A 20,134-nucleotide genomic window follows, 5' to 3' on the forward strand; every position below is an offset into this window, starting at 1 on the left:
TCTTATCTCGTGATTCGCCTCATGTTGCAAGGCACAAATTTGTGGGAGCCAACCCGATCCTCCCTGCCCCGAAGGCTTGGGGCGGATTTTAGAAACTTGCCAGAAAATCCTCGATCCGCTCGGGATCGAACACCCGCCCATCGAAAAAGCTGTCAGGTCCCAGCGTCAATTCACCCCGTTTCGATCCCACCGCCAGCGGAGAGGCGACCGCTCCCTCCACCTTCATGCTGGCCCCCGGCATCGCCACATCGCTGTCGGCCAGTGCGCGGCGGAAGATGTCCGGGCGGAAGACCGACGCGGCCTTGGCGGCATTTTCCTGGCTATGTTCCACCATCTTCCAGCGGACGAGCTGCGAATAGATCCACAGCGCCTGGCTGCGCCACGGAAAGGGCGTGGCCTCGCGCGAGAAGAGCATGAAATCGGGCATGGACAGCGGCGCCATGTCCACCCGCGCCACGATCCCGCCCGACAGAGCGCGCAGGATAACCTCGGCGGGCTGGTCGACATAATGAGGTTGCGACAAGAGGTGGGCGAGCGCCTCATGATGGTCCGGCTCGTCGCACCAGGCCGCGGCCCGCACCAGCGCCCGGAGCAGCCGGTCGACGCTGTCGGGATTTTCATCCAGCCAGGGCGTGCGGAAGGCCAGAACCTTCTCGACGCCGCGCCGCCAGATGCGTTCCCCGATCGCCACCGCTTCGGCCAGGCCCGCGTCGACCGCCGCGCTGCCCCAGGGCTCGCCTGCGATGAACCCATCGACCTCCCCGGCGCGCATCGCCTCCACGGTAAGCGACGGCGGCAGGACGCGCAGCACCACGTCGCGATCCGGATCGACGCCCGCGCTCGCCAGCCAGTAGCGCAACATCATCGAATGGCTGGAATAACGATGGACGACGCCGATCACCGGCTTGCGCTTCCACAAACCGATGGCCGCCGCGAAATCATGCGCGGTGCCCAGCGGATCGTCCAGCCGCGCCGATATGTCGGGATCCAGCGCCTGCGCGAACTCGTTCGCCATCACCAGCATATTGCCGTTGACGTTGAGCTTGTAGGGCGCGGAAAGCGGCGCTGCCTGCTGGCTCAATCCCAGCGTCACGGCGACGGCCAGCGGCGCCAGCATGTGCGCCGCCTGCACCTGCCCGAACACCAGCCGGTCGCGCAACGTCGCCCAGCTCGTCGTGCGGACGAGGTCGAGATGCAACCCTTCCTCTTCCGCGAAACCCTTTTCCCGCGCCACCGCCAGCACGGCGGCGTCGGTCAACGGCAGGAAAGCGATGCGCAGGTCGGTCGTCATCACATCCCTCCCAACAGGTCGCTGGCCGTGATGAGGGCTTGGGCGACATCCACGATCTTCTTCCCCTGATTCATCGCGCTCGACCGCAGCAACGCATAGGCATCCGGCTCCGAAAGGCCGCGCTGGCTCATCAGGATGGATTTGGCGCGGTCGATGATCTTGCGGTCCGAGAGCGCCGTGCGCGCCTCGTCCAGTTCGGTCTGCAGCCGGGCGAAGGCGTTGAAGCGCCGCACCGCCAGTTCCAGCACCGGCTTCACCCGCTCCTTGCGCAGCCCATCCACGACATAGGCGGACACGCCTGCGTCGATGGCCGCGCCGATCATGGATTCGTCCGACTGGTCGACGAACATGGCGATGGGCCGGGCCAACGCGCGGCTGACGGTCAGCATTTCCTCCAGCGTGTCGCGGCTGGGGCTTCCCAGGTCCATCAGCACGACGTCGGGCGCCATGCGTTCCAGCCGCGCGACGAAGCCGCCGCGCGGAGGGACGATGTGAATATCGTCATAGCCCGCCTCGCGCAGTCCTTCTTCCAGGACCGTCGCGCGCAAGCCGCTGTCGTCGATGATGACGATTCGCATGGACCCCACCTTTTTGCCACTCAGTGACGGCGATGCCGCGCCGCGTCAATCGGGCGCGATGCGCGACGCTCGCCCATGACGGCGCATCGGTCGTTTCGCCCCCCGATTCCGTCGCCCCGGCCGGGCTCAGTGCACTGCCGAGCGATCCACGGTTCCGGTCGGGCGCGGGGCAAGCCACACCACGGCCGCGGCCAGGAACAGCACCAGGGCGGCGATGTAGAAGACATGGTTCATCGCCAGCACCTGCGATTGCGCATCGACCAGATTGGTTACCATCTGCCGCGCCTGGTCCTGGGTGAAGCCCCTGCTCGTCAGGTCGGCCATGGTCGTATCGGTATGGAGCGTGCTGACCATCTCAGTGCGCGATATGCGTTGTCCATTGCCCCAGCCGGTCAGCACGATGGAGGTTGAAATGGCGATGGCCAGCGTGCGGAGGAAATTCTGCATGCCCGCGGCCGAGGCGGTTTCCTCGGGCCGCACCGACCCCAGGGTCAGCGTCGTCAGCGGGATCATGAAGAAGGGCATGCCGAAACCTTGAACCACCTGCGGCATCGCGATCGTCCAGAAATCCGCATCGGTGGTCCAATGCGCCCGCCACAGCGTCATCAACCCGATCCAGGCGACCGCGCCCGAAATCATGATGCGCACGTCGACCTTGTCAACCAGCCGCCCGGCGATCGGCGCCACGAGCATGGCCGTCATCGCCGAGAACGCGGTCGCCAGGCCCGCCGATGCGGCGGGATAGCCCATCGATATCTGCAGCCATTGCGGGATGATGACGATGCCTGCGAAATAGGCGCCGAAACACAACGCCAGCGTGAACACCCCCGAGGTGAAGCCGACATGGCGGAACACACGCAGGTCGACGATCGGGTGCTCCTCCGTCAGTTCCCATATGATGAACACGCAAAAGCCGATGGCCGCCAGAACCGCCAGCAGGACGATCAGCGGGTCACCGAACCAATCATGGTCGCGCCCGATATCCAGCATGATCTGCAGGCAACCGATCCAGAAGATCAGCAGTCCCAGGCCGATATAGTCGATGGGCAGCTTCACCCGCTCCGTTTCCACCGGGCGCAGCAGGACCAGCGCGGAAAAGACGCACAATGCCGCGATCGGCAGGTTGATGAAGAAGATCCAGTGCCAGCTCCAATTGTCGCTGATATAGCCGCCGACGATCGGGCCGAGCCCCGGGCCTAGCAGAGTCGTCATCGCCCACAACCCCATGACGCGCCCGCGCCGCTCCGGCGGGAAGATGCGCATCAGCAAGGTCTGCGACATCGGCATCAGCGGACCGCCGCACAGACCCTGGCCGATACGGCAGACCACGATCATGGTCAGACTCATCGACAGGCCGCACAGCAGCGAGAACAGGCCGAAACCAAACATGCCGAAGATGAACAGCCTGACCGCGCCGAAACGCTGCGCCAGCCAGCCGGTCAGCGGCACGCAGATCGCCTCCGCCACGGCATAGCTGGTGATGATCCAGGTGCCCTGATCGGCGGAAATGCCCAGATTGCCGGCGATATGCGGCACCGACACATTGGCGATGGTAAGGTCGAGCACGACCATGAAATTGCTGAGCGCCAGCGTCAGCCCCGCCAACAGGCGGTGACGGGGCGACAGGAGCGAGAATGTCTCTGCCTGACGGCTCACCAAAGGCTTCCTTATTCGCCGGAGAGGTCGATCTCGGCTTCCATGGAAAGGCCGACGCGCAGCGGATGCTCAGCCAGTTCCCTGGGATCGAGCGCGATGCGCACGGGCAGGCGCTGCACCACCTTGATCCAGTTGCCGGTTGCGTTCTGCGCCGGGATCAACGCCATGGAAGCCCCCGTTCCGCCCGAAAAACCGACCACCTTGCCATGATAGACGACGCCGCCGCCATAAAGGTCGGACGTGACGGTGGCGGGCATGCCCGGCTTCACCCGGCCAAGCTGGCGCTCCTTGAAATTGGCGTCGACGTAGACATGGGCGAGCGGCACGATGCTCATGATCGACGTGCCCTGCGCGACACGCTGCCCGACCTGTACCTGCCGCCGCGTCACCACGCCGTCGATCGGGGCGCGGATGATGGAGCGGCCAAGATCGAGCCGGGCATTGTCCAGCTTCGCCTTGGCCGCCAGCACGGCGGGATCGGTGTCGATGGTCGACCCGCGCACCAGCGCGTCATTGGCGGCAAGCTGACCGCTGGCCGCACCACGCGTCGCCTCCGCCGTCGCCACGCCGGCCCTCGCCAGGTCGAGCGCCGCCTGCGCCGCGGCATAGCCCTTGCGCGCGCTGGTCAGTTCCTCGCCCGAGACAGCGCCATTGGGCGCCAGCGCCTCGCGCCGCCGAAGGTCGATGCGCGCCTTGTCGAAATCGGCCTGCGCCGTCGCGAGCTGGGCACGCGCCTGGTTGATGTCGGCGCCACGCGCCTCGACCTGCGCGGCCAGCGCGCCGCTTGTCGCGACGGTCTGGCGGAATTTGCGCCGGGCTTCGGCCAGATCGGCCTCCGCCTGCGCCATGGCGATGCGAGCGTTGGTGGGGTCCAGCTTCACCAATATGTCGCCGCGCTTCACGGCCTGGGTGTCCGTCACCAGCACCTCGACCGCCTGGGCGGAAATCAGCGGCGTCACCTGCGCCACCTCCGCATTCACATAGGCATTGTCGGTGCCGACATGGTTGCGCCCGATCAGCAGATACCAGATCGCATAGGCCGCGCCGAAGACCAGCACGACCAGCGCCAGCCGCACCAGCCATTTCCTGCGGGTGTCCTGACGCTGCGCGGCGGCATCGGCCTTGCTCGCTTCGGACGTGAATTCGGGCCTGGCATCAGCCATTGGGGATATCCTTGGGCAACTGGTGCGATATTTGGGCGTCGCTGGCGGCAAAGCCGCCGCCCAGCGCGCGAATGAGGGCGATGTCGGACGTGAAGGCGCTGGCCTCCAGCTCCGCGACGGTCTGACGGGCGGCCAGAAGCTGGTCCTCCACGTTCAGCACGTCAAGATAGGTGTTGAGGCCGCCTTCATAACGCTGGCGGGCGATGCCATAGGCTTCTTCCGATGCGGTCAGCGCGGCGCGGGCGTCAACCAGCCGCTGGTCCAGCGTCCGCCGCCCGGTCACCGCGTCGGCCACCTGCTGATAGGCGCCGAGCACGGTCTTGTCATAGCTGGCCACCGCCTCGTCATAGGCGGCGCGCACGCCGCGATATTGGCCGCTCAGCGCGCCCCCATGGAAGATCGGCAGGCTGATCGCAGGCCCGGCATTGCCGAACAGCGAGTCCTTCTTGAACAGCGTGTCCGCAAAGGAACTGGCCCCGCCGGAAAAAGCGCCGTTCTGGAGCACGGTCTGATAACCCAGCGACTGCACGCCGATCAGCGCGCTCAAGCGGATGGCGGGGAAGAAATCGGCCCGCGCCACCTTGATCCGCTTGGCCGCCGCCTCGGTCCGGGCGAGCGCGGCCGCAATGTCCGGACGGCGGGCGACCAGATTGGTCGTCACATCGGCGGGCAGGCCCAGCGGACCGGGCTTGCGGAGTTGCGGCCGGGCGATGGCAATGCCCCGATCCGGCCCCGCGCCGATCAGCGCCGCGATCTGATGCCGGCGCACCGCGATCGCCTGATCGGCGGCGGCAAGCTGCGCCTTGGCGGAGGAGACGGTGGCATCGGCCTGCCGCTCGCTGCCACGCGTTTCCAACCCGTTGGCGCGGCGATCCGCCACCAGCTTCTGGCTGGCGGTGCGGATTTCCAGCGCCCGCGCCTGAATGTCGCGCTCATCATGGAGCCTGGCGAGATCGGCATAGGCATCGGCCACGCCGGTCGCCAGCGCCAGCCGCGCCTGCCGCGCGTCGATCTCCGCCGCGCGCGCTTCGGACGTCGCCGCCGCCAGCGCCGCGCGATTCTTGCCCCAAAGATCGAGGTCGAAGCCGAAATTCAGGCCAACCCGGCCCGTACCGAGCCAGCCCTTGGGCACGAATTCCTTTGGCATGCCCATATTGTAGCTGGATTTGGTCACGCCACTATTGGCGTCGAGATCGACCGACGGCAACAGCGGCGCCCCCGCCTGCTGCGCGGCCGCGTTGGCCTGGGCGAAGCGGGCGGCGGCGGCGCTCACGTCCGGCGATCCCTTCAGCCCCTCCTCGATCAACGCATCCAATTGCGGATCGCCATAAGCCGTCCACCAGCCTTCGGACGGCCATTGCGTGGCATTGTCGGCCTGAAGGCTGCGCTCCGCCGCGATGCTGCCAGGCGCGCGCACCGCCGGCTGGGGTCCCAGATCCGGCACCGCCGCGCAGGCAGAGAGCAGCGCCAAGCTCCCAGCGAGAAGCCCGGCGCGACCGGAAAGAGCGGAAAGACTCGGTGGGCGACTCACGGACATAAAAAACCGTACCAAATAGTATGAAATTGGCCTTTGCGCTGGTTGCGAATCCTTGTCAACAGAAATAGCGTACTATATGGTACGATTTCATGACACATCCCCTCACTCCGCTCAGCCGACGAGAAGCGCGTCGCCGCGATCGGCGCAAAGCCATATTGGCGGTGGCATCGCGGTCATTCCTGGAAAATGGCTATGCCGCGACGACGATGTCGGGGATCGCCGCGACGCTGGGCGGGTCGAAGGGCACATTATGGAGCTATTTCCCGTCCAAGGAAGCCTTGTTCGCCGCCTTTCTGGATGACGCGACCACCGCCTATCTCGCCCGCCTGGCCGAAATCCTCGATCCTGGCGGCGACCTGGTGGAAACGTTGCGCAGGCTGGGACTGAACCTGCTCACGAAGATCACCTCGTCCGACAGCGTTGCCCTGTACCGGCTGGTAGTATCCGAATCGGGACGCTTTCCCGAAATGGGCGCCATCTTCTACGAACATGTCCCCGGCCATACGCGGCGGCTGGTCGCTGAATTTCTGGAACGGGCCATGGATCGCGGCCTGCTGCGCCGGGCCGATCCCGAACTGGCGGCGCGCACCTTCACGATGATGATGCTTTCTGGCTGCCATCAACTGGTGATCTGGGGACAGATCCCACAGGCGACGCCGGACCAGATCGCGGCCGATGTCGACCATGGACTCGACTGCTTCATGCGCGCCTATGCGCCGGACGCCCGTTAACCATTTCTTTGCGCGCCAATCCTATGCTGCGCGGTGGCAAGAGGTGGGACGTCATGCAATTTTGGAAACGCGACAGCATCAGCAGGCTGCAACCGGCACAGGCTCCGGAAACGGCGCGCGCGGCCCGGCGATTGCGGCTTCTGCTGGTCGATGAAGACGCCACGTCGCGAGCGGTCGTGGCCCGGCGGCTGTCGCATCTGGGCTATGATGTGGCGCTGGCGGAAAACGGCTTTACCGCGCTCAACATGCTGGTGGCGCGGCCGGTGGACATCATCCTGATCGACATGGGGCTGACGCTGCTGCCGGCACTGGTGACGATGCGGAAGATTCGCGCGGCGGGCCTGGCCGACAATGCCTGCTTCGTCATGATCGGCGGGCGACAGGACAAGGTGTCCGCCGTCGAGGCGCTGGACGCGGGCGCGGACGACCATGTGGTGAAGCCATTCGACTTCGACCTGCTGGATGCGCGGCTGCGCCATTTGTGCGCGCGGGCCGAGCAGATCGGCACGATGGCCCGGCACAATGCGGAATTGGACGCCCGGATCGCCCGCCGCGCGCTGGAACTGGGCGAGACACGCGACGCGCTGGCCGAAATGCAGGCGGACCGGGCGCGTCTGGTCTCCTCGATCCAGGCGCTGCATGACGAGATCGCCCGCCTCAACGCGGCGCGGAACTGACGTCCTTCACCTTAGCCATTGGGTTGCGGCGAACCAGCCAGCGATCCCACCCGCCATGGCAACGCAGACTCCAACCACGCCCCAAAAGGCCCAGGGTTCATGGGCATAAGGAATGCCGTCGACATTCATGCCGAGCAGGCCGGTCAGAAAGGTCAGCGGCAGGAAAACCAAAGCCACGACGGAAATGATCAGCGCCTGCCGGTTCATCTGCTCGGCACGCAGATCGGTCAGCTCTTCATGGGCGAGCGCGGATCGTTCGCGCACCGCTTCCAGTTCCTCGGCCATGCGAGCGCAGCGGTCGGCGGCTTCCTGCAGATGCAGCCGGTCGTCAGGTTCCAGCCACGGCGCGTCGGCGGTGGACAATCTTTCCAGCGCCTGCCTTTGAGGCGCGATAAAGCGGCGGTAGCTGATCGCGGTCGCGCGGATTTCCGACACGCGCCGCCGCGCTTCGGCCGGACCATGTGCCGTGAGCGCGCTTTCGATCTCGTCCAGGCCGTCGCCCAAATCGGCAACCTCGGGGTCCAGCGCTTCAGTGATCTGCTGCGCGAAGGCGGCGATCAGGTCACCCGGATCGCGGATCAGGCCGCCCAGCATCTGCGCCGTCACCAGCTCCATCGCGGCAAGCGGGCGATAGCTGACGGAAATGACCCGCGCCTGCTCGGCCCACAGGCGGATCGACACCAGCGGATCGCCGACATCGTCATCCGCCGCGCCGAGCCCGCGCAAGTTCACCAGCGCGCCATGCGCCATCAAGGTGCAGCGCGGCCGGGTTTCCTGCGCAAGCAGCGCGGAGAGCGCGGCTTCGGGCATATGGTCACATCGGGCCGCGACGGCGCGGGCATCCTCCCGCCAACCATCGGCGTGAACCCAGCTAAACGGCGCATCTTCGGTCCTGGCGCAGAAAGCCTCCAGCGAGATTTCGTGCGCCTTGCCGCCATCGAAGAGAAAGACCCGGCTTATGGCACCCTCTCCAGCCAGAGCGACAAGCCTTCGCCCGGTCGATCGGGCGGCGTAATCGCCTCGATCCGCACGGCATCGGCCCGCGCCCGGTCGAGGATAGCGGCGGGCACATCAGGCGCATGATAGACGCGATCCGCCTCGCCCAGTAGGCGCGCAGCGCGCAGGGTGAGGTCATCCGGATCGCCGGAGAGCAGCCGGATCGTTTCCAGCCGGTCGGCATGGACATCGAGAGTTCCCGCCAGCCAGTCCGGCACGGCGTCGGCCGCCTTGTCCGACAGCGGATCGATCAGCCCACCCGCCGCCAGCCCGGCATCGATCGCCCGCCGCCGCGCCGCCGCATCCGGCCAGCGCGCCCGAATCGCAGTGCGCGCATTATGGAGCGCAGTCGCCAGCGCGCCCAACCGCGCAGGCAGCAAAGCCTCGATCCGTTGCCTGAGCGCTTTGGCCAGCCCCGCCGAAGCGCCACCCGTGCCGATGGCGATCAACACCGGATCGCGATCGACAATCGCGGGCAGGATGAAGTCGCACAGGTCCGGCCTGTCGGTCGCATTCACCAATATCCCGCGTACCTGGAGCCGGGCTACCGTCACCTCGTCGCCATCCGACACGATGGCGAGCGCCGCCTCGTCCGCCTCTCCGACGATCCGTGCCCCTACCCGTTCCAGCAAGCGGCGCTTGGCGTCCGCCGCCTCACCTTCGCCCGTCAGAATGACGGCCCGCCCATGCAATCGCAGGAAGACGGGCAGGCTATGCATCAATCATTCACCCAGCCGGGGATGTTGTCACCCTGGATGAGAGCCTCGATCGGCGGGCGGGCGCGGACAACGGCCCATTTGTCGCCGGAAACCAGCACCTCCGGGGTCAACGCACGGCTGTTATAGGTGCTCGCCATGGTCGCGCCATAGGCTCCGGCGGTCATGAACGCGATCAGATCGCCCGCCCCGACCACATCCATGTCACGATGCATGGCGAAGGTGTCCCCTGTCTCGCAGACGGGGCCGACGACATTGGCGGCGGCGCGGTCGCCCTTGGGATGCACGGCGCGGATATCATGCCAGGCGTCATAGAGGCTGGGGCGCAGCAGGTCGTTCATCGCCGCATCGACGATCACGAAAGGCGCCTGCGCGCCCTGCTTCACCCGCACCACCTGCGACAGCAGCACGCCCGCATTGCCGACGATCAGGCGGCCCGGCTCGAACATCAGACGGACATTCCAGCCCTGCGTCACCTGCGTCACCATCGCACCATAGGCGGCGGGGCTGGGCGGCAACGGCTGCGAAGGATCATAGGGCACGCCAAGCCCGCCACCCAGATCGGCGGTGCGAATGTCATGGCCTTCGCCGCGCAGCTTCTCGATCAACGCGCCGACCTTGATGAAGGCGGCTTCCAGCGGGTTGAGGTCGGTGAGCTGGCTGCCGATATGCACCGCCACGCCCTGCACATCGAGGCCGGGGAGCGCGCGGGCGGCGGCATAGCTGGCCAGTGCGCGGTCATAGGGGATGCCGAACTTATTCTCCGACTTGCCGGTGGAAATCTTGGCATGGGTGCCCGCGTCGACATCGGGATTGATGCGATAGGCGACCGGCGCCTTCTTCCCCAAGGAGAGCGCCACTTCGGACAGCATCTCGGCTTCGGGTTCGCTCTCCAGATTGAACTGGTAGATGCCCTGCTCCAGCGCGATGCGCATTTCTTCGGCCGTCTTGCCGACGCCCGAGAACACGATGCGGTTCGCAGGAATGCCCGCCGCGATGGCGCGCAGCAACTCGCCCGCCGACACCACGTCCGCGCCCAGACCCAGCTTCGCCAAAGTCGCCAGCACGGCGGCATTGGGATTGGCCTTCACCGCAAAAGCGATCAGCGGGTCGGCAAGCTGCGACAGCCCTTCGCGGAACACGCCGACATGGCGGGTCAGCGTCGCGGTCGAATAGATATAGACCGGAGTGCCGACTTGCGCGGCGATCTCCGCCATGGGCACCTGCTCCACAAGCATCGCGCCGTCGACATAGTTGAAATGGTCCAAGGCTGTATATCCTAGAGAAATCTTAGCGCCAAAAAACTAACGCCAAAAAACTAACGCCAAAAACTAACGAGGATCGCTCTCGGGCGGCAGGTCGAACGGGTCGTCGCCGCGCACCCTCGATTGGGTCAGCAGTTCGACGTTCCGTTCCGGCCGCGCCTGGATAGAGGGCGTGGTGAGTTGCGCGGCGGTCGGCGCCGTCGCCGCACCCACCGGCACGGCGGGCAGGTTTTGCCCCTGTACCGGCTTCAACGGCTGGCGACCGCCGCAGGACGCCAAAACCAGCGCCAGCGCGGCCAGTGCTACTCCCTTGGCGATCCGTGCCGTCATCACTTCTTCTGCCCTTTCGCGTCGTTCCGGGCCTGCGCAATCCGCGCCCGCACCTGGTCGGGCGCCGTGCCGCCATGGCTCTTGCGGCTGGCGACCGAGGCATCGACCGTCAGCACCGCATAGATACGCTCATCGATCCGCGCATCAATGGCCTTGAGGGTCTCGATGGGCAGATCGGCAAGCTGTACGCCCGCCGCTTCCGCCGCCGCCACCGCGCGGCCCGTGATATGATGCGCCTCGCGGAAGGGAATGTCGCCCTCCCGCACCAGCCAGTCGGCCAGATCGGTCGCGGTGGCGAAGCCGCTTTCCGCCAGCCCACGCATCCGGTCGGTGCGGAAGGCGACGGTCTCGATCATGCCCGTCATCGCCGCGATGGAGAGGCCCAGCAGGTCATGCGCCTCGAACACCGGCGGCTTGTCATCCTGCATGTCCTTCGAATAAGCGAGCGGCAAACCCTTCATCGTCACGCAAAGCGCGTTCATGCAGCCCATGATCCGCCCGGCATGGCCGCGCACCAGCTCGGCGGCGTCGGGGTTGCGCTTCTGCGGCATGATCGAGCTGCCGGTCGAATAGGCGTCGGGCAGCTTCACAAAGCCGAAGGGCTGGCTCCCCCAGATGATGAACTCTTCGGCCAGGCGCGACAGATGCAGGCTGCACTGGGTCGCCGCCATGAGGTAATCGAGCGCGAAGTCGCGGTCCGATACGCTGTCGAGGCTGTTGTCGGTCGGCTTGGCGAAACCGAGCGCCGCCGCCGTCGCATGCCGGTCGATCGGGAAGCCGGTTCCGGCCAGCGCAGCCGCGCCCAGCGGACATTCGTTGAGCCGAGCGCGGGCGTCGGCAAAGCGGCTGCGGTCGCGGCGAACCATCTCATAATAGGCCATCAGATGATGACCCAAGGTCACTGGCTGGGCGGACTGGAGATGGGTGAAGCCCGGCATCACCGCATCGGCATGTTCCTCGGCACGGGTGAGCAGCATCGCCTGCAAGCCTTCCAGCCCCGCCTCGACCTCATCGATAGCGTCGCGCACCCAGAGGCGGAAGTCGGTCGCCACCTGATCGTTGCGCGAGCGCGCCGTGTGCAGCCGCCCGGCCGCCGGACCGATGAGTTCGGCCAGCCGCGACTCCGTGACCATGTGGATGTCTTCCAGGTCCAGATCGACCGGTACGCCATCGGCTTCATATTCGGCGGCGATGCGGTTCAGCCCCTCGGTGATCGCCTGCGCGTCCTCGCCGTCGACGATGCCCTGCTTGGCCAGCATCGCGACATGCGCCTTCGACCCGGCGATATCCTGTTTCCACAAACGCTTGTCGAAGGGGATGGAGGCATTTATCTCCCGCATGACCGAAGCCGGACCGGCCGCGAAGCGTCCGCCCCACATGCTGTTGGAGCTTTTTCCCGTGCGATCTTCCCCGTTCCGATCTTTACCCTGCGTAATGACACTGCTCCTGCTGGCTGGCCTTGGCGCGTGCGATAAGCAATCGCCGCCCGCCGGGCAAGGCCCGAACGCCAGCGGGGAGGCGACCGGACCCGCGCAAAGCGGCGCTCCGGGCAAGGGAGGCGAGTTCAGCTACACGCTGGACAAGTCCAAGGCCGGCACACCCGCGCCCGACTTCACCTTCCAGAACCCGGACGGCAGCGACGCCAGTCTCAAGGATTTCGCGGGCAAGCCGATGCTGGTCAATCTGTGGGCGACCTGGTGCGCGCCCTGCGTGGCGGAAATGCCCACCCTCGATGCGGTCGCGGCGGAATATGGCAAGAAAGGCCTCGCCGTCCTCACCATCTCGCAGGACAGCCAGGGCGAAACGGTGATCAAGCCCTTTTTCGAAAAGCACCCGCTGCCGCATTTGAAGGGTTGGATCGACCCGGAAAACCAGTTCGGTTTCCATTACAACACCGGGATGCTGCCCACGACCGTCATCTATGACGCGCAGGGCAAGGAAATGGCGCGGGTGGTCGGCGCGATGGACTGGAACAGCAAGGCAGGCCGTGCACTGATAGAAGCGGCGATGGCGAGCTGACGCCCATTACCCCACCGTCATGCTGGATTGGAGGTGGAATTGCCTGAAACGAACCTATGTCAAAAACCCGCTATGCGCATTGCTTGCAAAATGCGCATGGCCACGTGCGTCCTAATCAATTGCCAAGTTGCCCTGCAGCATAGCAATCTGGCGTGATTTTATCACGGAAACAAACAAGAAACATGTCATTTTTCTATCATTTTTGTGCAGCGCAATAGAGGTTTAATCCAAAAAGTTCGTTGATCCCCTTGTCATGAATAAATGCAAAACAGGGGGCATAGATGACAAGATTATCCGCTCTTCGACTTTCACTTGCGCTGGCCTCGTCCTGGTCGGCCTGCGCGATGGCGCAAGAAGCGCAAACCGCGCAGGCCGATGAAGGCGCCGCCATCATCGTCACCGGCACCCGCGCAGTCGGCATGCAGGCCGCTGAAAGCGCCGCGCCGATCCAGGTATTGAGCCAGGAAGCGATCAGCCACGTCGGCCAGCCGAACCTCAACCAGGTGCTGACCCAGATCGTCCCGAGCTTCACCGCGCAAACGCAGGGCACCGACCTTTCCAGCTTCTCCCTCTCCGCCCGTCTGCGCGGCCTCAGCCCCAACCACACGCTGGTGCTGGTCAACGGCAAGCGCCGCCACGGCAACGGCATCCTCCAGGTGATCTCCGGCGCCTTCCAGGGTTCGGCGGCGCCCAGCATCGACCTGATCCCGCCGGACGCCATCGCCCGCGTCGAAGTGTTTCAGGAAGGCGCGGCGGCCGTGTACGGCACGGACGCGATCGCGGGCGTCATCAACTTCATCCTCAAGGACAACAACGAAGGCGGCAGCTTCAAGGTCACGGGCGGCCAATATTATGACAGCGAGGGCGAGCTGTTCTCCGTCTCCGGCAATATGGGCTTCAAGCTGGGCGAGGACGGCTTCTTCAACCTCAGCCTCTTCCACCGCCGCCAGGATTACACCACCGTCGGCACCGGGCAGGTGCAGATCACCAAGCCGGACGGCACGCTCCAGTCCAACACCCCCGCCCAATGGTCGAACCTGGCCGGCGACGCGCTGTCGGGCATCAATGGCGGCCAGCCCAAAACCTATCTGACCGAAGCCTTCTACAATATGGGCTATGATTTCGGCGGCATCGAACTCTACAGCTTTGGCGACTATGCCCGCCGCATCGGCTATGCCAAGCAGGGCTACCGCCATCCCAAGCGCATCTGCTACGAATATACGAACGTCGGGGGTGTCATCACTCAGACAAACGCGGGCGGCAGCATCACGACTGCACCCTATAATCCGAATGTCTGCTATGGCGACACCGGCATCAATGGCATGGTCCCGCTGCAACATGTGATCGAGGACGAATACAGCTTCACCGTTGGCGCCAAGGGAGAGGTTTCGGGCTGGAATTACGACCTCAGCACCACCTACGGCCATCAGAAGGACGACATCTGGACGGAATCGTCCGCCCATCGCGAAGTCTGGCAGGAAAGCTATGCCGCATCGCTGCGAGGCATCGGCGCGCCGAATACGGTGGACAAGGCCTATGACGGAGGCTTCCGCCTGAGCCAGACCACCGTGACCGCCGACATCCGCAAGGAATTCGAAGCCGGGCTGGCCGGGCCGCTGACCTTCGCGTTCGGCGGCGAATATCGCCGCGACACCTATGAAATCGTCGCGGGCGATTATTATTCCACCTACAAGACCGGCGTTCAGTCCTTCCCCGGCTACAAGGCGACCGACGCAGGCAAGTTCCGCCGCAGCTCGCGCGCGGGCTATGTCAACCTGATCGCAGAACCCATCGAACATTGGTCCGTCGACCTTGCCGGCCGCTACGAGGATTATACCGACTTCGGTGACACGGCCATCGGCAAGATCACCACGCGCTACGACTTCAGCCCCGCCTTCGCGCTGCGCGGCACCGTCAGCACCGGCTTCCGCGCCCCGACGCTGGCGGAACAGAAATATTCGACGATCAATGTCGGCCCGACCAGCGCCATCGCACAGCTTCCCGCCGGAACCCCAGCGGCGGCGTTGCTGGGCTTCGGCAGCCTGAAGCCCGAAAAGTCGAAGAACTTCTCGGCCGGTGTCGTGCTGCGTCCGGTGCCCAAGCTGGCCATCACGGTCGACGGCTACATCATCAAGATCAAGGATCGCATCACCGGCACGGCGGCGCGCAACGCCGTCCTCAACGGCGTGCCGCAGCCGGGCGGAGCGCAAATCCTGAACGCCCTGAACGCCGCCGGTATCGTCCTCGACAGCGCCCTGTTCACGAACGGCACGATCGGCGTGTCGAGCTTCACCAACGGCATCGACACCCGCACCTGGGGCATCGATTTCTCGGCCGCCTATCCGGTCGCGCTGGACTTCGGCACGCTGAACCTGTCGCTGACGGCGAACTACAACAAGACGAAGATCACCAACAACAAGGTGGGCTATCCGATCTTCAACGCGGCGTCGGAAAGCAATATCGAACGTTCCAATCCGGATTATAAGATCGTCGCCGGAGCTTTGTTCAAGAGCGGCAAATTCTCGCTCAACCTGCGCGAAACCTTCTATGGCAAGACCAGCGTGCTTGTCCGCCCGGCCTTCACGCCGTCCGCTGGCTTCATTCCGGAGGGCGGCTTCCTGATCGCGGACGGCGCCCTGGTGAATACGGCGAACGGGCCAGTAAACGCCAACCAGCTCTATTTCAACGGCGTGGTCAAGGCGACCGCGCTCACCGATCTGGAGGCGAGCTACGACTTCACCGATTCCGTCACCTTCTCGGTGGGCGCGAACAACCTGTTCAACAAGCGGCCTGAAATCCCCGCGCTGATGCAAGGCGTCACGCCGGGCGCGGGCGTTTCACCCTATATCAACGGCGCCGGGGCATATAACAGCTATTATGGCCACGGTCCCTACAGCACCTCGGGCGGCTATTATTACGCCCGCCTCGACTTCAAATTCTAAAGCGTCACGAAGGAAGGGCCGGTCCGGAAAAGGACCGGCCCTTTTTGCATCGGGGAAACATGCACATGAAGAAATGGTTCGCCTTGTTCCTGGCTCTTGGCGCCGCGCCGCTGGCGGCCCAGCAGCCCCTTCCCTTCTCCCCCGCGGTGCGGGCAGGCGATACCCTCTATCTTTCCGGCCAGATCGGGCAGGTGCCCACCGGCATGGACCCGCATAAGGAAGGCTTCGACGCTGCCGTCCGCAACTCGATGGATTCGATCGGCAAGATATTAAAGGATAATGGCCTCGACTTCGGTCATGTCGTCAAATGCACGGTGATGCTCGACGATATGGCGGACTGGCCGCGCTTCAACGACGTTTATGTCAGCTACTTCCAGGGCAAACGGCTGCCCGCCCGCAGCGCGTTCGGCGCAGACGGCCTGGCGAGGGGCGCGCCGCTGGAAATCGAGTGCATCGCGAGCTTCAAATAGGACGGCTCAAGGCTCTCCCTTGGACTCCTGCATCCGCCGCTCCGCGAACCATTGCTCCAGCGCCTTGGCGGTGCAGCCGGTGAAGCCGTTGCTGCCGATGGCGGAGCAACTGCCCGGCAAGGTCTGCCGCTGCACCTGTTCCATGGTCGCGACCTGGCTGCCCCAGCCGGGACCACCCGCCGGTTCGGGCTTTTCGCGCAGCTTCTTGGGGATGCGGTAGCGTTCGGATTCGGGCTTGCGCGCGCAGACGATGATCTCGTCGCCTTGCCCCTTCGGGCAGGGATCGTCGCCATAGACGACCAGGTTGAAGATTTTCTGCGGCGGTTCGGCATGGGCCGCCCCGCCGATCGTCAAGGGCGCAAGCGCGACGGCTGCCAGGGAAAGGGTGGTGAGGAGACGCATCGATTCATATTCCTTGTTCGTCCCCTGTTTCCGCCGTCCGGATTGTCCGGTTGCCGGCAGCCTTTTTGCGAGACGCCGCCCAGCGGCAAATGCCGTCAGGGCTGCGGCGTCGCCGTTCCTTGCTCCGCGCCCTGCGGCTGGCTTTGCTGCTGCTGTTGCTGGGCAGCCTGCGCCTTCTCCTCGGCCACGGCCTGCGCTTCGATCGCCTTGCTCTCCGCATCGATGGTGGAAAGACGCCGGGCACGCTCCGCCGCGACCAGATCCTTCCAACTCGCATTGTCCGCCGCCTGCCGCTCCGCCTTGGCCAACCGCGCCAGTTGCGCGAAGCAGCCGGTCGCACCGCCACCGCCGACCGGCGAGCAGCTTTCGGTGCCGCTGCGGCCGACATATTCCATCGACTTCACCCGTTCGCCCCAGGCCTGGTGGCTCGGCTGATTCGGATCGCCGCGCAGCGGTTCGGGGATGCGATAGCGCTCCTCCTCGCCCTTGCGCGCGCAGACGACGATGTCGCTGCCCTGGCTTTGCGGACAGGGATCATCGCCGTAGACGATGACCAGATTGACGCGTTCCGATCCCGATTGGGCGGCGGGGGCTTGCTCCTGGGGAACGCTCGGCCCCTGTTGCGCCATGGCGGGGAAGGCGGCGCCCAGCAAAAGCATGGCGGCAATCAGGCGGGTCTTCATCATGCTTCTCCTCAAATGCGCTTCGACAGGGCGATGGCGGCACGACAGCCCAATCTGATGACGCCCGACAATAAGGGATAGACCGGAGCCTGCTCCGCGCCATGGGCGATGGCGGCGTCGCGATGCTCCACCTCCTCCGCCTGGAAATCCGCGATGGCGGTGGAGAGTTCCGGATCGTCCTGCCCCAATTGCTCGAGCTGCTCGGCATAATGGCGGTCGATTTCGGTCTCGATCGCGGCGGTGCAAGCCATGGCGGCGCGCGGCCCAATCGCCGCCGTCACCGCGCCCAAGGCAAAGCCCGCCACGCTCCAGATAGGCTGCAACGCCGTCGGCCGCACGCCCCGCCGCGTGATCATCGCATCGAAATGCTTGCGGTGCCGTTCTTCCTGCACAGCCATGCCGGCAATGAGGCGGGAATCAGGATGGCGGTCCCCCATCACGGCGAGCTGGCCCGCATAGATGCGGGTCGCGCCGAACTCGCCCGCCTGATCGACGCGCAGCATGGAGGCGCGCTGCCTGTCGGTGACGCGGCGGCCGGGGCGGGGGAAATCCTTTGCGCTCATGCCTTGCTCCTTTTTCCGAGCAGCAGCACCAAGATGAGGAGCGCGGCCGCTCCCGACAAGAGGCCGTTATAGCCCGCCATGGAGATGCCGAACAGGCTCCACGGCGCGACGTCGCAGCGGGTGATCGGCGTCGCCATGATCTGGTTGAGAATGTCCGCCGAACTGCCGCCGCCGGGACTGGTCGAGCAGGCGGTCAGCCCCTGCCACCAGCCATATTCGACCCCGGCATGGAACAGGCCGATGCCGCCGCCAATGCCGATGGCAAGGCCCGCAAGGCCCGTGAACAGGGCGCTGACGCACCTCTTGCCCCACGTCGCATAGGCGATCAGCGCCAGCGGAATCGCCGCCATATGGGCATAACGCTGCCACCAGCACATTTCGCAAGGGTGCAGGCCGCCGATAAACTGAAAGGCATAAGCGCCCGCCAGCATGGCCAAGGGCACGATCAGCGCCAGGGCGCGGGCGAGGGGCAGGCTTTTCATAGCGTTCGCTTAAACCGTCCCGTGGCTTTCGTCATGCTGAACTTGTGTGGGAGGGAGTCTGTGAAGTGGAGCGACGCATCGGCTTCATGCGACATGTTCCTGCGGAGGCAGGAACCCAGTTCAAACGTCGCCCGATTTTGCAAAGCGCGGGACTGGGCTCCTGCCTTCGCAGGAGCACCTCTGTCTCCTCACTATCAGCGCGTTGCCGGCTTCCGGGCGGGCGCGACCTGAGCGACGGTAGCCCCCGGCTTGGCCGCCAGGCGGGAAATGGTCTTCAGCGCATAGTCGAGCTGGAAGTCCTCGACCCCCTTCTTCTTCAATTCCTCCGCCGTCGCGGCGAAGCGCGGATCGTCCTTGCTGTCCTCTTCCAGCGCGGCATTGTCGGTCTTGATCTCATTGATCAGATGCCGGCGCAGGTCGCTCTCGCGGAATTTCGGACGGTTCTTGTAATCGGGATCGCTAAGCTGCGGCACCCGCACATCCGGCTCGATCCCGCCTTCCTGCACGGAACGGCCCGACGGCGTGTAATAGCGCGCCGTGGTCAGCTTGAGCGCCGTGGTGTTGCTCAGGGGGAGCATGGTCTGGACGCTGCCCTTGCCGAAGCTGCGCTCGCCCATCACCAGCGCCCGATGCTGGTCCTGCAAGGCGCCCGCGACGATTTCCGACGCCGAAGCGGACCCTGCGTCGACCAGCACGATCATCGGCAGACCCTTCGCGTCATCGCCGGGCTTGGCATAATAGCGCTCGACATCGCCCTTCTGACGACCGCGCTGCGACACGATCTCGCCACGTTCCAGGAAGGTGTCGCTGACCGACACGGCTTCATCCAGCAGGCCGCCGGGGTTGGAGCGCAGGTCGAGAATATAGCCGGTCGGCTTGCGGCCCAGGCTCTTGTCGATGCTGCGGATCGCCTGACGCACGTCGGCGCCGGTATTGGCCGAGAAGCTGACGATGTTGATGACGCCGATGCCGTTCTTCACTTCCCATTTCACGGGCTTGAGCTGAATGATCTCGCGGGTGAGCGTGAGGTCGATCGGCTTGTCGCGACCGGGGCGGACGATGGTGAGCTTGATCTGCGTGCCCGGCGCGCCACGCATCTTGTCGACCGCCTCATCCAGCGTGCCGCCATAGATGAGCTGCCCGTCGAGATGGGTGATATAGTCGCCCGCCTTGATCCCGGCGCGCCAGGCCGGAGTATCCTGCGTCGGCGCGATCACCTTGACCGCGCCATCCTCCTGCGTGACGGAGAGGCCGAGGCCGCCATAGCTGCCCTCGGTCTGGGTGCGCAGATTCTGGAAATCGCGCGCGTCGAGGAAGCTGGAATGCGGATCGAGGCTGGCAAGCATGCCGTCGATCGCGCCCTTGATCAGCTTTTCGTCGTCGACCTTTTCGACATAGTCGCTGCGGACTTTCTGGAACACGTCCATAAACTCGTCGAGCGCCTTGTAGCTGCTCGCTTCCCCGTCAGCGAGCGCCGCGGTGGTGGCGGGAATAAGCGCGAGCGCGCCAAGGGCAACCGCGCCCCGGAAGAAATTGGATTTCATGCTTGTCCTGAGTCCTGGCATCAAGCGAACAGTATAGGGCATTTCCTTGCAGACGCAAAAAGCTTGGTGGGGTCGAGAAATTATCGGAA

Annotated in this window: 20 protein-coding genes; 5 read left to right on the forward strand and 15 right to left on the reverse strand. The window is 65.1% G+C overall.

Annotated elements, in window-relative coordinates; translation table 11 throughout:
* Positions 1-88: 88 nt before the first annotated feature.
* The 5 genes from VVT58_RS09625 to VVT58_RS09645 form a co-directional block, all read right to left on the reverse strand.
* Positions 89-1,291, reverse strand: a complete 1,203-nt coding sequence (locus tag VVT58_RS09625) for a CmpA/NrtA family ABC transporter substrate-binding protein (RefSeq protein WP_327752635.1) — start codon at positions 1,289-1,291, stop codon at positions 89-91.
* Positions 1,291-1,869 carry an ANTAR domain-containing response regulator gene (locus VVT58_RS09630; protein WP_066555072.1) on the reverse strand — a complete coding sequence of 193 codons (579 nt, stop codon included), beginning with the start codon at positions 1,867-1,869 and terminating at the stop codon, positions 1,291-1,293. The genes VVT58_RS09625 and VVT58_RS09630 overlap by 1 nt, the downstream gene beginning before the upstream one ends.
* A gap of 126 nt (positions 1,870-1,995) precedes the next feature.
* Complete coding sequence (locus VVT58_RS09635) at positions 1,996-3,525, reverse strand: DHA2 family efflux MFS transporter permease subunit (RefSeq protein WP_327752634.1); 1,530 nt, start codon at positions 3,523-3,525, stop codon at positions 1,996-1,998.
* Between the two features lie 11 nt (positions 3,526-3,536).
* Positions 3,537-4,688, reverse strand: coding sequence for an EmrA/EmrK family multidrug efflux transporter periplasmic adaptor subunit (locus VVT58_RS09640; protein WP_327752633.1), 1,152 nt, complete (start codon positions 4,686-4,688; stop codon positions 3,537-3,539).
* Positions 4,681-6,225 (reverse strand): efflux transporter outer membrane subunit, encoded by a 1,545-nt coding sequence (locus VVT58_RS09645; RefSeq protein ID WP_327752632.1) that lies wholly within the window; start codon positions 6,223-6,225, stop codon positions 4,681-4,683. The genes VVT58_RS09640 and VVT58_RS09645 overlap by 8 nt, the downstream gene beginning before the upstream one ends.
* Positions 6,226-6,314: 89 nt before the next feature.
* Between VVT58_RS09645 and VVT58_RS09650 the strand changes: the two genes are divergently transcribed.
* Together VVT58_RS09650 and VVT58_RS09655 are read left to right on the forward strand one after the other, a co-directional pair.
* Positions 6,315-6,956 (forward strand): TetR/AcrR family transcriptional regulator, encoded by a 642-nt coding sequence (locus tag VVT58_RS09650; protein ID WP_327752631.1) that lies wholly within the window; start codon positions 6,315-6,317, stop codon positions 6,954-6,956.
* A gap of 53 nt (positions 6,957-7,009) precedes the next feature.
* The gene (locus tag VVT58_RS09655; protein ID WP_327752630.1) at positions 7,010-7,633 is read left to right on the forward strand and encodes a response regulator; all 624 of its coding nucleotides are present in this window, start codon (positions 7,010-7,012) and stop codon (positions 7,631-7,633) included.
* Positions 7,634-7,639: 6 nt separating this feature from the next.
* On the opposite strand, the gene VVT58_RS09660 is transcribed toward VVT58_RS09655, so the two are convergent.
* The 5 genes from VVT58_RS09660 to argH all read right to left on the reverse strand — a co-directional run bounded on the left by VVT58_RS09660 (position 7,640) and on the right by argH (position 12,319).
* Positions 7,640-8,593 (reverse strand): zinc transporter ZntB, encoded by a 954-nt coding sequence (locus tag VVT58_RS09660; protein WP_405053738.1) that lies wholly within the window; start codon positions 8,591-8,593, stop codon positions 7,640-7,642.
* Positions 8,590-9,348 carry a siroheme synthase gene (locus VVT58_RS09665; RefSeq protein ID WP_327752629.1) on the reverse strand — a complete coding sequence of 253 codons (759 nt, stop codon included), beginning with the start codon at positions 9,346-9,348 and terminating at the stop codon, positions 8,590-8,592. Before VVT58_RS09665 ends, VVT58_RS09660 begins: the two co-directional genes overlap by 4 nt.
* A complete protein-coding gene (gene lysA, locus VVT58_RS09670; protein WP_327752628.1) occupies positions 9,348-10,613 on the reverse strand; it encodes a diaminopimelate decarboxylase in 1,266 nt (421 codons plus the stop codon). Before lysA ends, VVT58_RS09665 begins: the two co-directional genes overlap by 1 nt.
* Before the next feature lie 63 nt (positions 10,614-10,676).
* Positions 10,677-10,940, reverse strand: a complete 264-nt coding sequence (locus VVT58_RS09675) for a hypothetical protein (RefSeq protein WP_327752627.1) — start codon at positions 10,938-10,940, stop codon at positions 10,677-10,679.
* Entirely contained in the window at positions 10,940-12,319 is a 1,380-nt protein-coding gene (argH, locus tag VVT58_RS09680; protein ID WP_327752626.1) for an argininosuccinate lyase, read from the reverse strand. The genes VVT58_RS09675 and argH overlap by 1 nt, the downstream gene beginning before the upstream one ends.
* Positions 12,320-12,374: 55 nt before the next feature.
* Between argH and VVT58_RS09685 the strand changes: the two genes are divergently transcribed.
* The 3 genes from VVT58_RS09685 (at position 12,375) to VVT58_RS09695 (ending at position 16,371) form a co-directional block, all read left to right on the forward strand.
* Positions 12,375-12,959, forward strand: coding sequence for a TlpA disulfide reductase family protein (locus VVT58_RS09685; RefSeq protein WP_327752625.1), 585 nt, complete (start codon positions 12,375-12,377; stop codon positions 12,957-12,959).
* Between the two features lie 281 nt (positions 12,960-13,240).
* A complete protein-coding gene (locus VVT58_RS09690) occupies positions 13,241-15,901 on the forward strand; it encodes a TonB-dependent receptor domain-containing protein (protein ID WP_327752624.1) in 2,661 nt (886 codons plus the stop codon).
* A 65-nt stretch (positions 15,902-15,966) separates the two neighbouring features.
* Positions 15,967-16,371, forward strand: a complete 405-nt coding sequence (locus VVT58_RS09695) for a RidA family protein (protein ID WP_327752623.1) — start codon at positions 15,967-15,969, stop codon at positions 16,369-16,371.
* Positions 16,372-16,377: 6 nt separating this feature from the next.
* On the opposite strand, the gene VVT58_RS09700 is transcribed toward VVT58_RS09695, so the two are convergent.
* From VVT58_RS09700 to VVT58_RS09720, 5 genes are all read right to left on the reverse strand, one after another.
* On the reverse strand, positions 16,378-16,773 hold the full coding sequence (locus VVT58_RS09700; protein WP_327752622.1) for a hypothetical protein: 396 nt from the start codon (positions 16,771-16,773) through the stop codon (positions 16,378-16,380).
* A 95-nt stretch (positions 16,774-16,868) separates the two neighbouring features.
* Positions 16,869-17,459, reverse strand: a complete 591-nt coding sequence (locus tag VVT58_RS09705) for a hypothetical protein (protein ID WP_327752621.1) — start codon at positions 17,457-17,459, stop codon at positions 16,869-16,871.
* Positions 17,460-17,467: 8 nt separating this feature from the next.
* Entirely contained in the window at positions 17,468-18,019 is a 552-nt protein-coding gene (locus tag VVT58_RS09710; RefSeq protein WP_327752620.1) for a demethoxyubiquinone hydroxylase family protein, read from the reverse strand.
* A complete protein-coding gene (locus VVT58_RS09715; protein ID WP_327752619.1) occupies positions 18,016-18,501 on the reverse strand; it encodes a disulfide bond formation protein B in 486 nt (161 codons plus the stop codon). The genes VVT58_RS09710 and VVT58_RS09715 overlap by 4 nt, the downstream gene beginning before the upstream one ends.
* A 194-nt stretch (positions 18,502-18,695) precedes the next feature.
* Entirely contained in the window at positions 18,696-20,045 is a 1,350-nt protein-coding gene (locus VVT58_RS09720; protein WP_327752618.1) for a S41 family peptidase, read from the reverse strand.
* Positions 20,046-20,134: the final 89 nt, after the last annotated feature.

Origin of the sequence: Sphingobium sp. SJ10-10 (assembly GCF_036038995.2) — a bacterium.
Taxonomy (GTDB): Bacteria; Pseudomonadota; Alphaproteobacteria; order Sphingomonadales; family Sphingomonadaceae; genus Sphingobium.

Bases quoted from the DNA above. Each gene is read 5' to 3' on its own strand.
- VVT58_RS09705 (WP_327752621.1), bottom strand. From the start codon at position 17,459: ATGATGAAGACCCGCCTGATTGCCGCCATGCTTTTGCTGGGCGCCGCC.
- VVT58_RS09690 (WP_327752624.1), top strand. From the start codon at position 13,241: ATGACAAGATTATCCGCTCTTCGACTTTCACTTGCGCTGGCCTCGTCC.
- VVT58_RS09710 (WP_327752620.1), bottom strand. From the start codon at position 18,019: ATGAGCGCAAAGGATTTCCCCCGCCCCGGCCGCCGCGTCACCGACAGG.
- argH (WP_327752626.1), bottom strand. From the start codon at position 12,319: ATGTGGGGCGGACGCTTCGCGGCCGGTCCGGCTTCGGTCATGCGGGAG.
- VVT58_RS09665 (WP_327752629.1), bottom strand. From the start codon at position 9,348: ATGCATAGCCTGCCCGTCTTCCTGCGATTGCATGGGCGGGCCGTCATT.
- VVT58_RS09715 (WP_327752619.1), bottom strand. From the start codon at position 18,501: ATGAAAAGCCTGCCCCTCGCCCGCGCCCTGGCGCTGATCGTGCCCTTG.
- VVT58_RS09645 (WP_327752632.1), bottom strand. From the start codon at position 6,225: ATGTCCGTGAGTCGCCCACCGAGTCTTTCCGCTCTTTCCGGTCGCGCC.
- VVT58_RS09650 (WP_327752631.1), top strand. From the start codon at position 6,315: ATGACACATCCCCTCACTCCGCTCAGCCGACGAGAAGCGCGTCGCCGC.
- VVT58_RS09720 (WP_327752618.1), bottom strand. From the start codon at position 20,045: ATGAAATCCAATTTCTTCCGGGGCGCGGTTGCCCTTGGCGCGCTCGCG.
- VVT58_RS09685 (WP_327752625.1), top strand. From the start codon at position 12,375: ATGACACTGCTCCTGCTGGCTGGCCTTGGCGCGTGCGATAAGCAATCG.
- VVT58_RS09625 (WP_327752635.1), bottom strand. From the start codon at position 1,291: ATGACGACCGACCTGCGCATCGCTTTCCTGCCGTTGACCGACGCCGCC.
- VVT58_RS09700 (WP_327752622.1), bottom strand. From the start codon at position 16,773: ATGCGTCTCCTCACCACCCTTTCCCTGGCAGCCGTCGCGCTTGCGCCC.
- VVT58_RS09675 (WP_327752627.1), bottom strand. From the start codon at position 10,940: ATGACGGCACGGATCGCCAAGGGAGTAGCACTGGCCGCGCTGGCGCTG.
- VVT58_RS09630 (WP_066555072.1), bottom strand. From the start codon at position 1,869: ATGCGAATCGTCATCATCGACGACAGCGGCTTGCGCGCGACGGTCCTG.
- VVT58_RS09640 (WP_327752633.1), bottom strand. From the start codon at position 4,688: ATGGCTGATGCCAGGCCCGAATTCACGTCCGAAGCGAGCAAGGCCGAT.
- VVT58_RS09695 (WP_327752623.1), top strand. From the start codon at position 15,967: ATGAAGAAATGGTTCGCCTTGTTCCTGGCTCTTGGCGCCGCGCCGCTG.
- VVT58_RS09655 (WP_327752630.1), top strand. From the start codon at position 7,010: ATGCAATTTTGGAAACGCGACAGCATCAGCAGGCTGCAACCGGCACAG.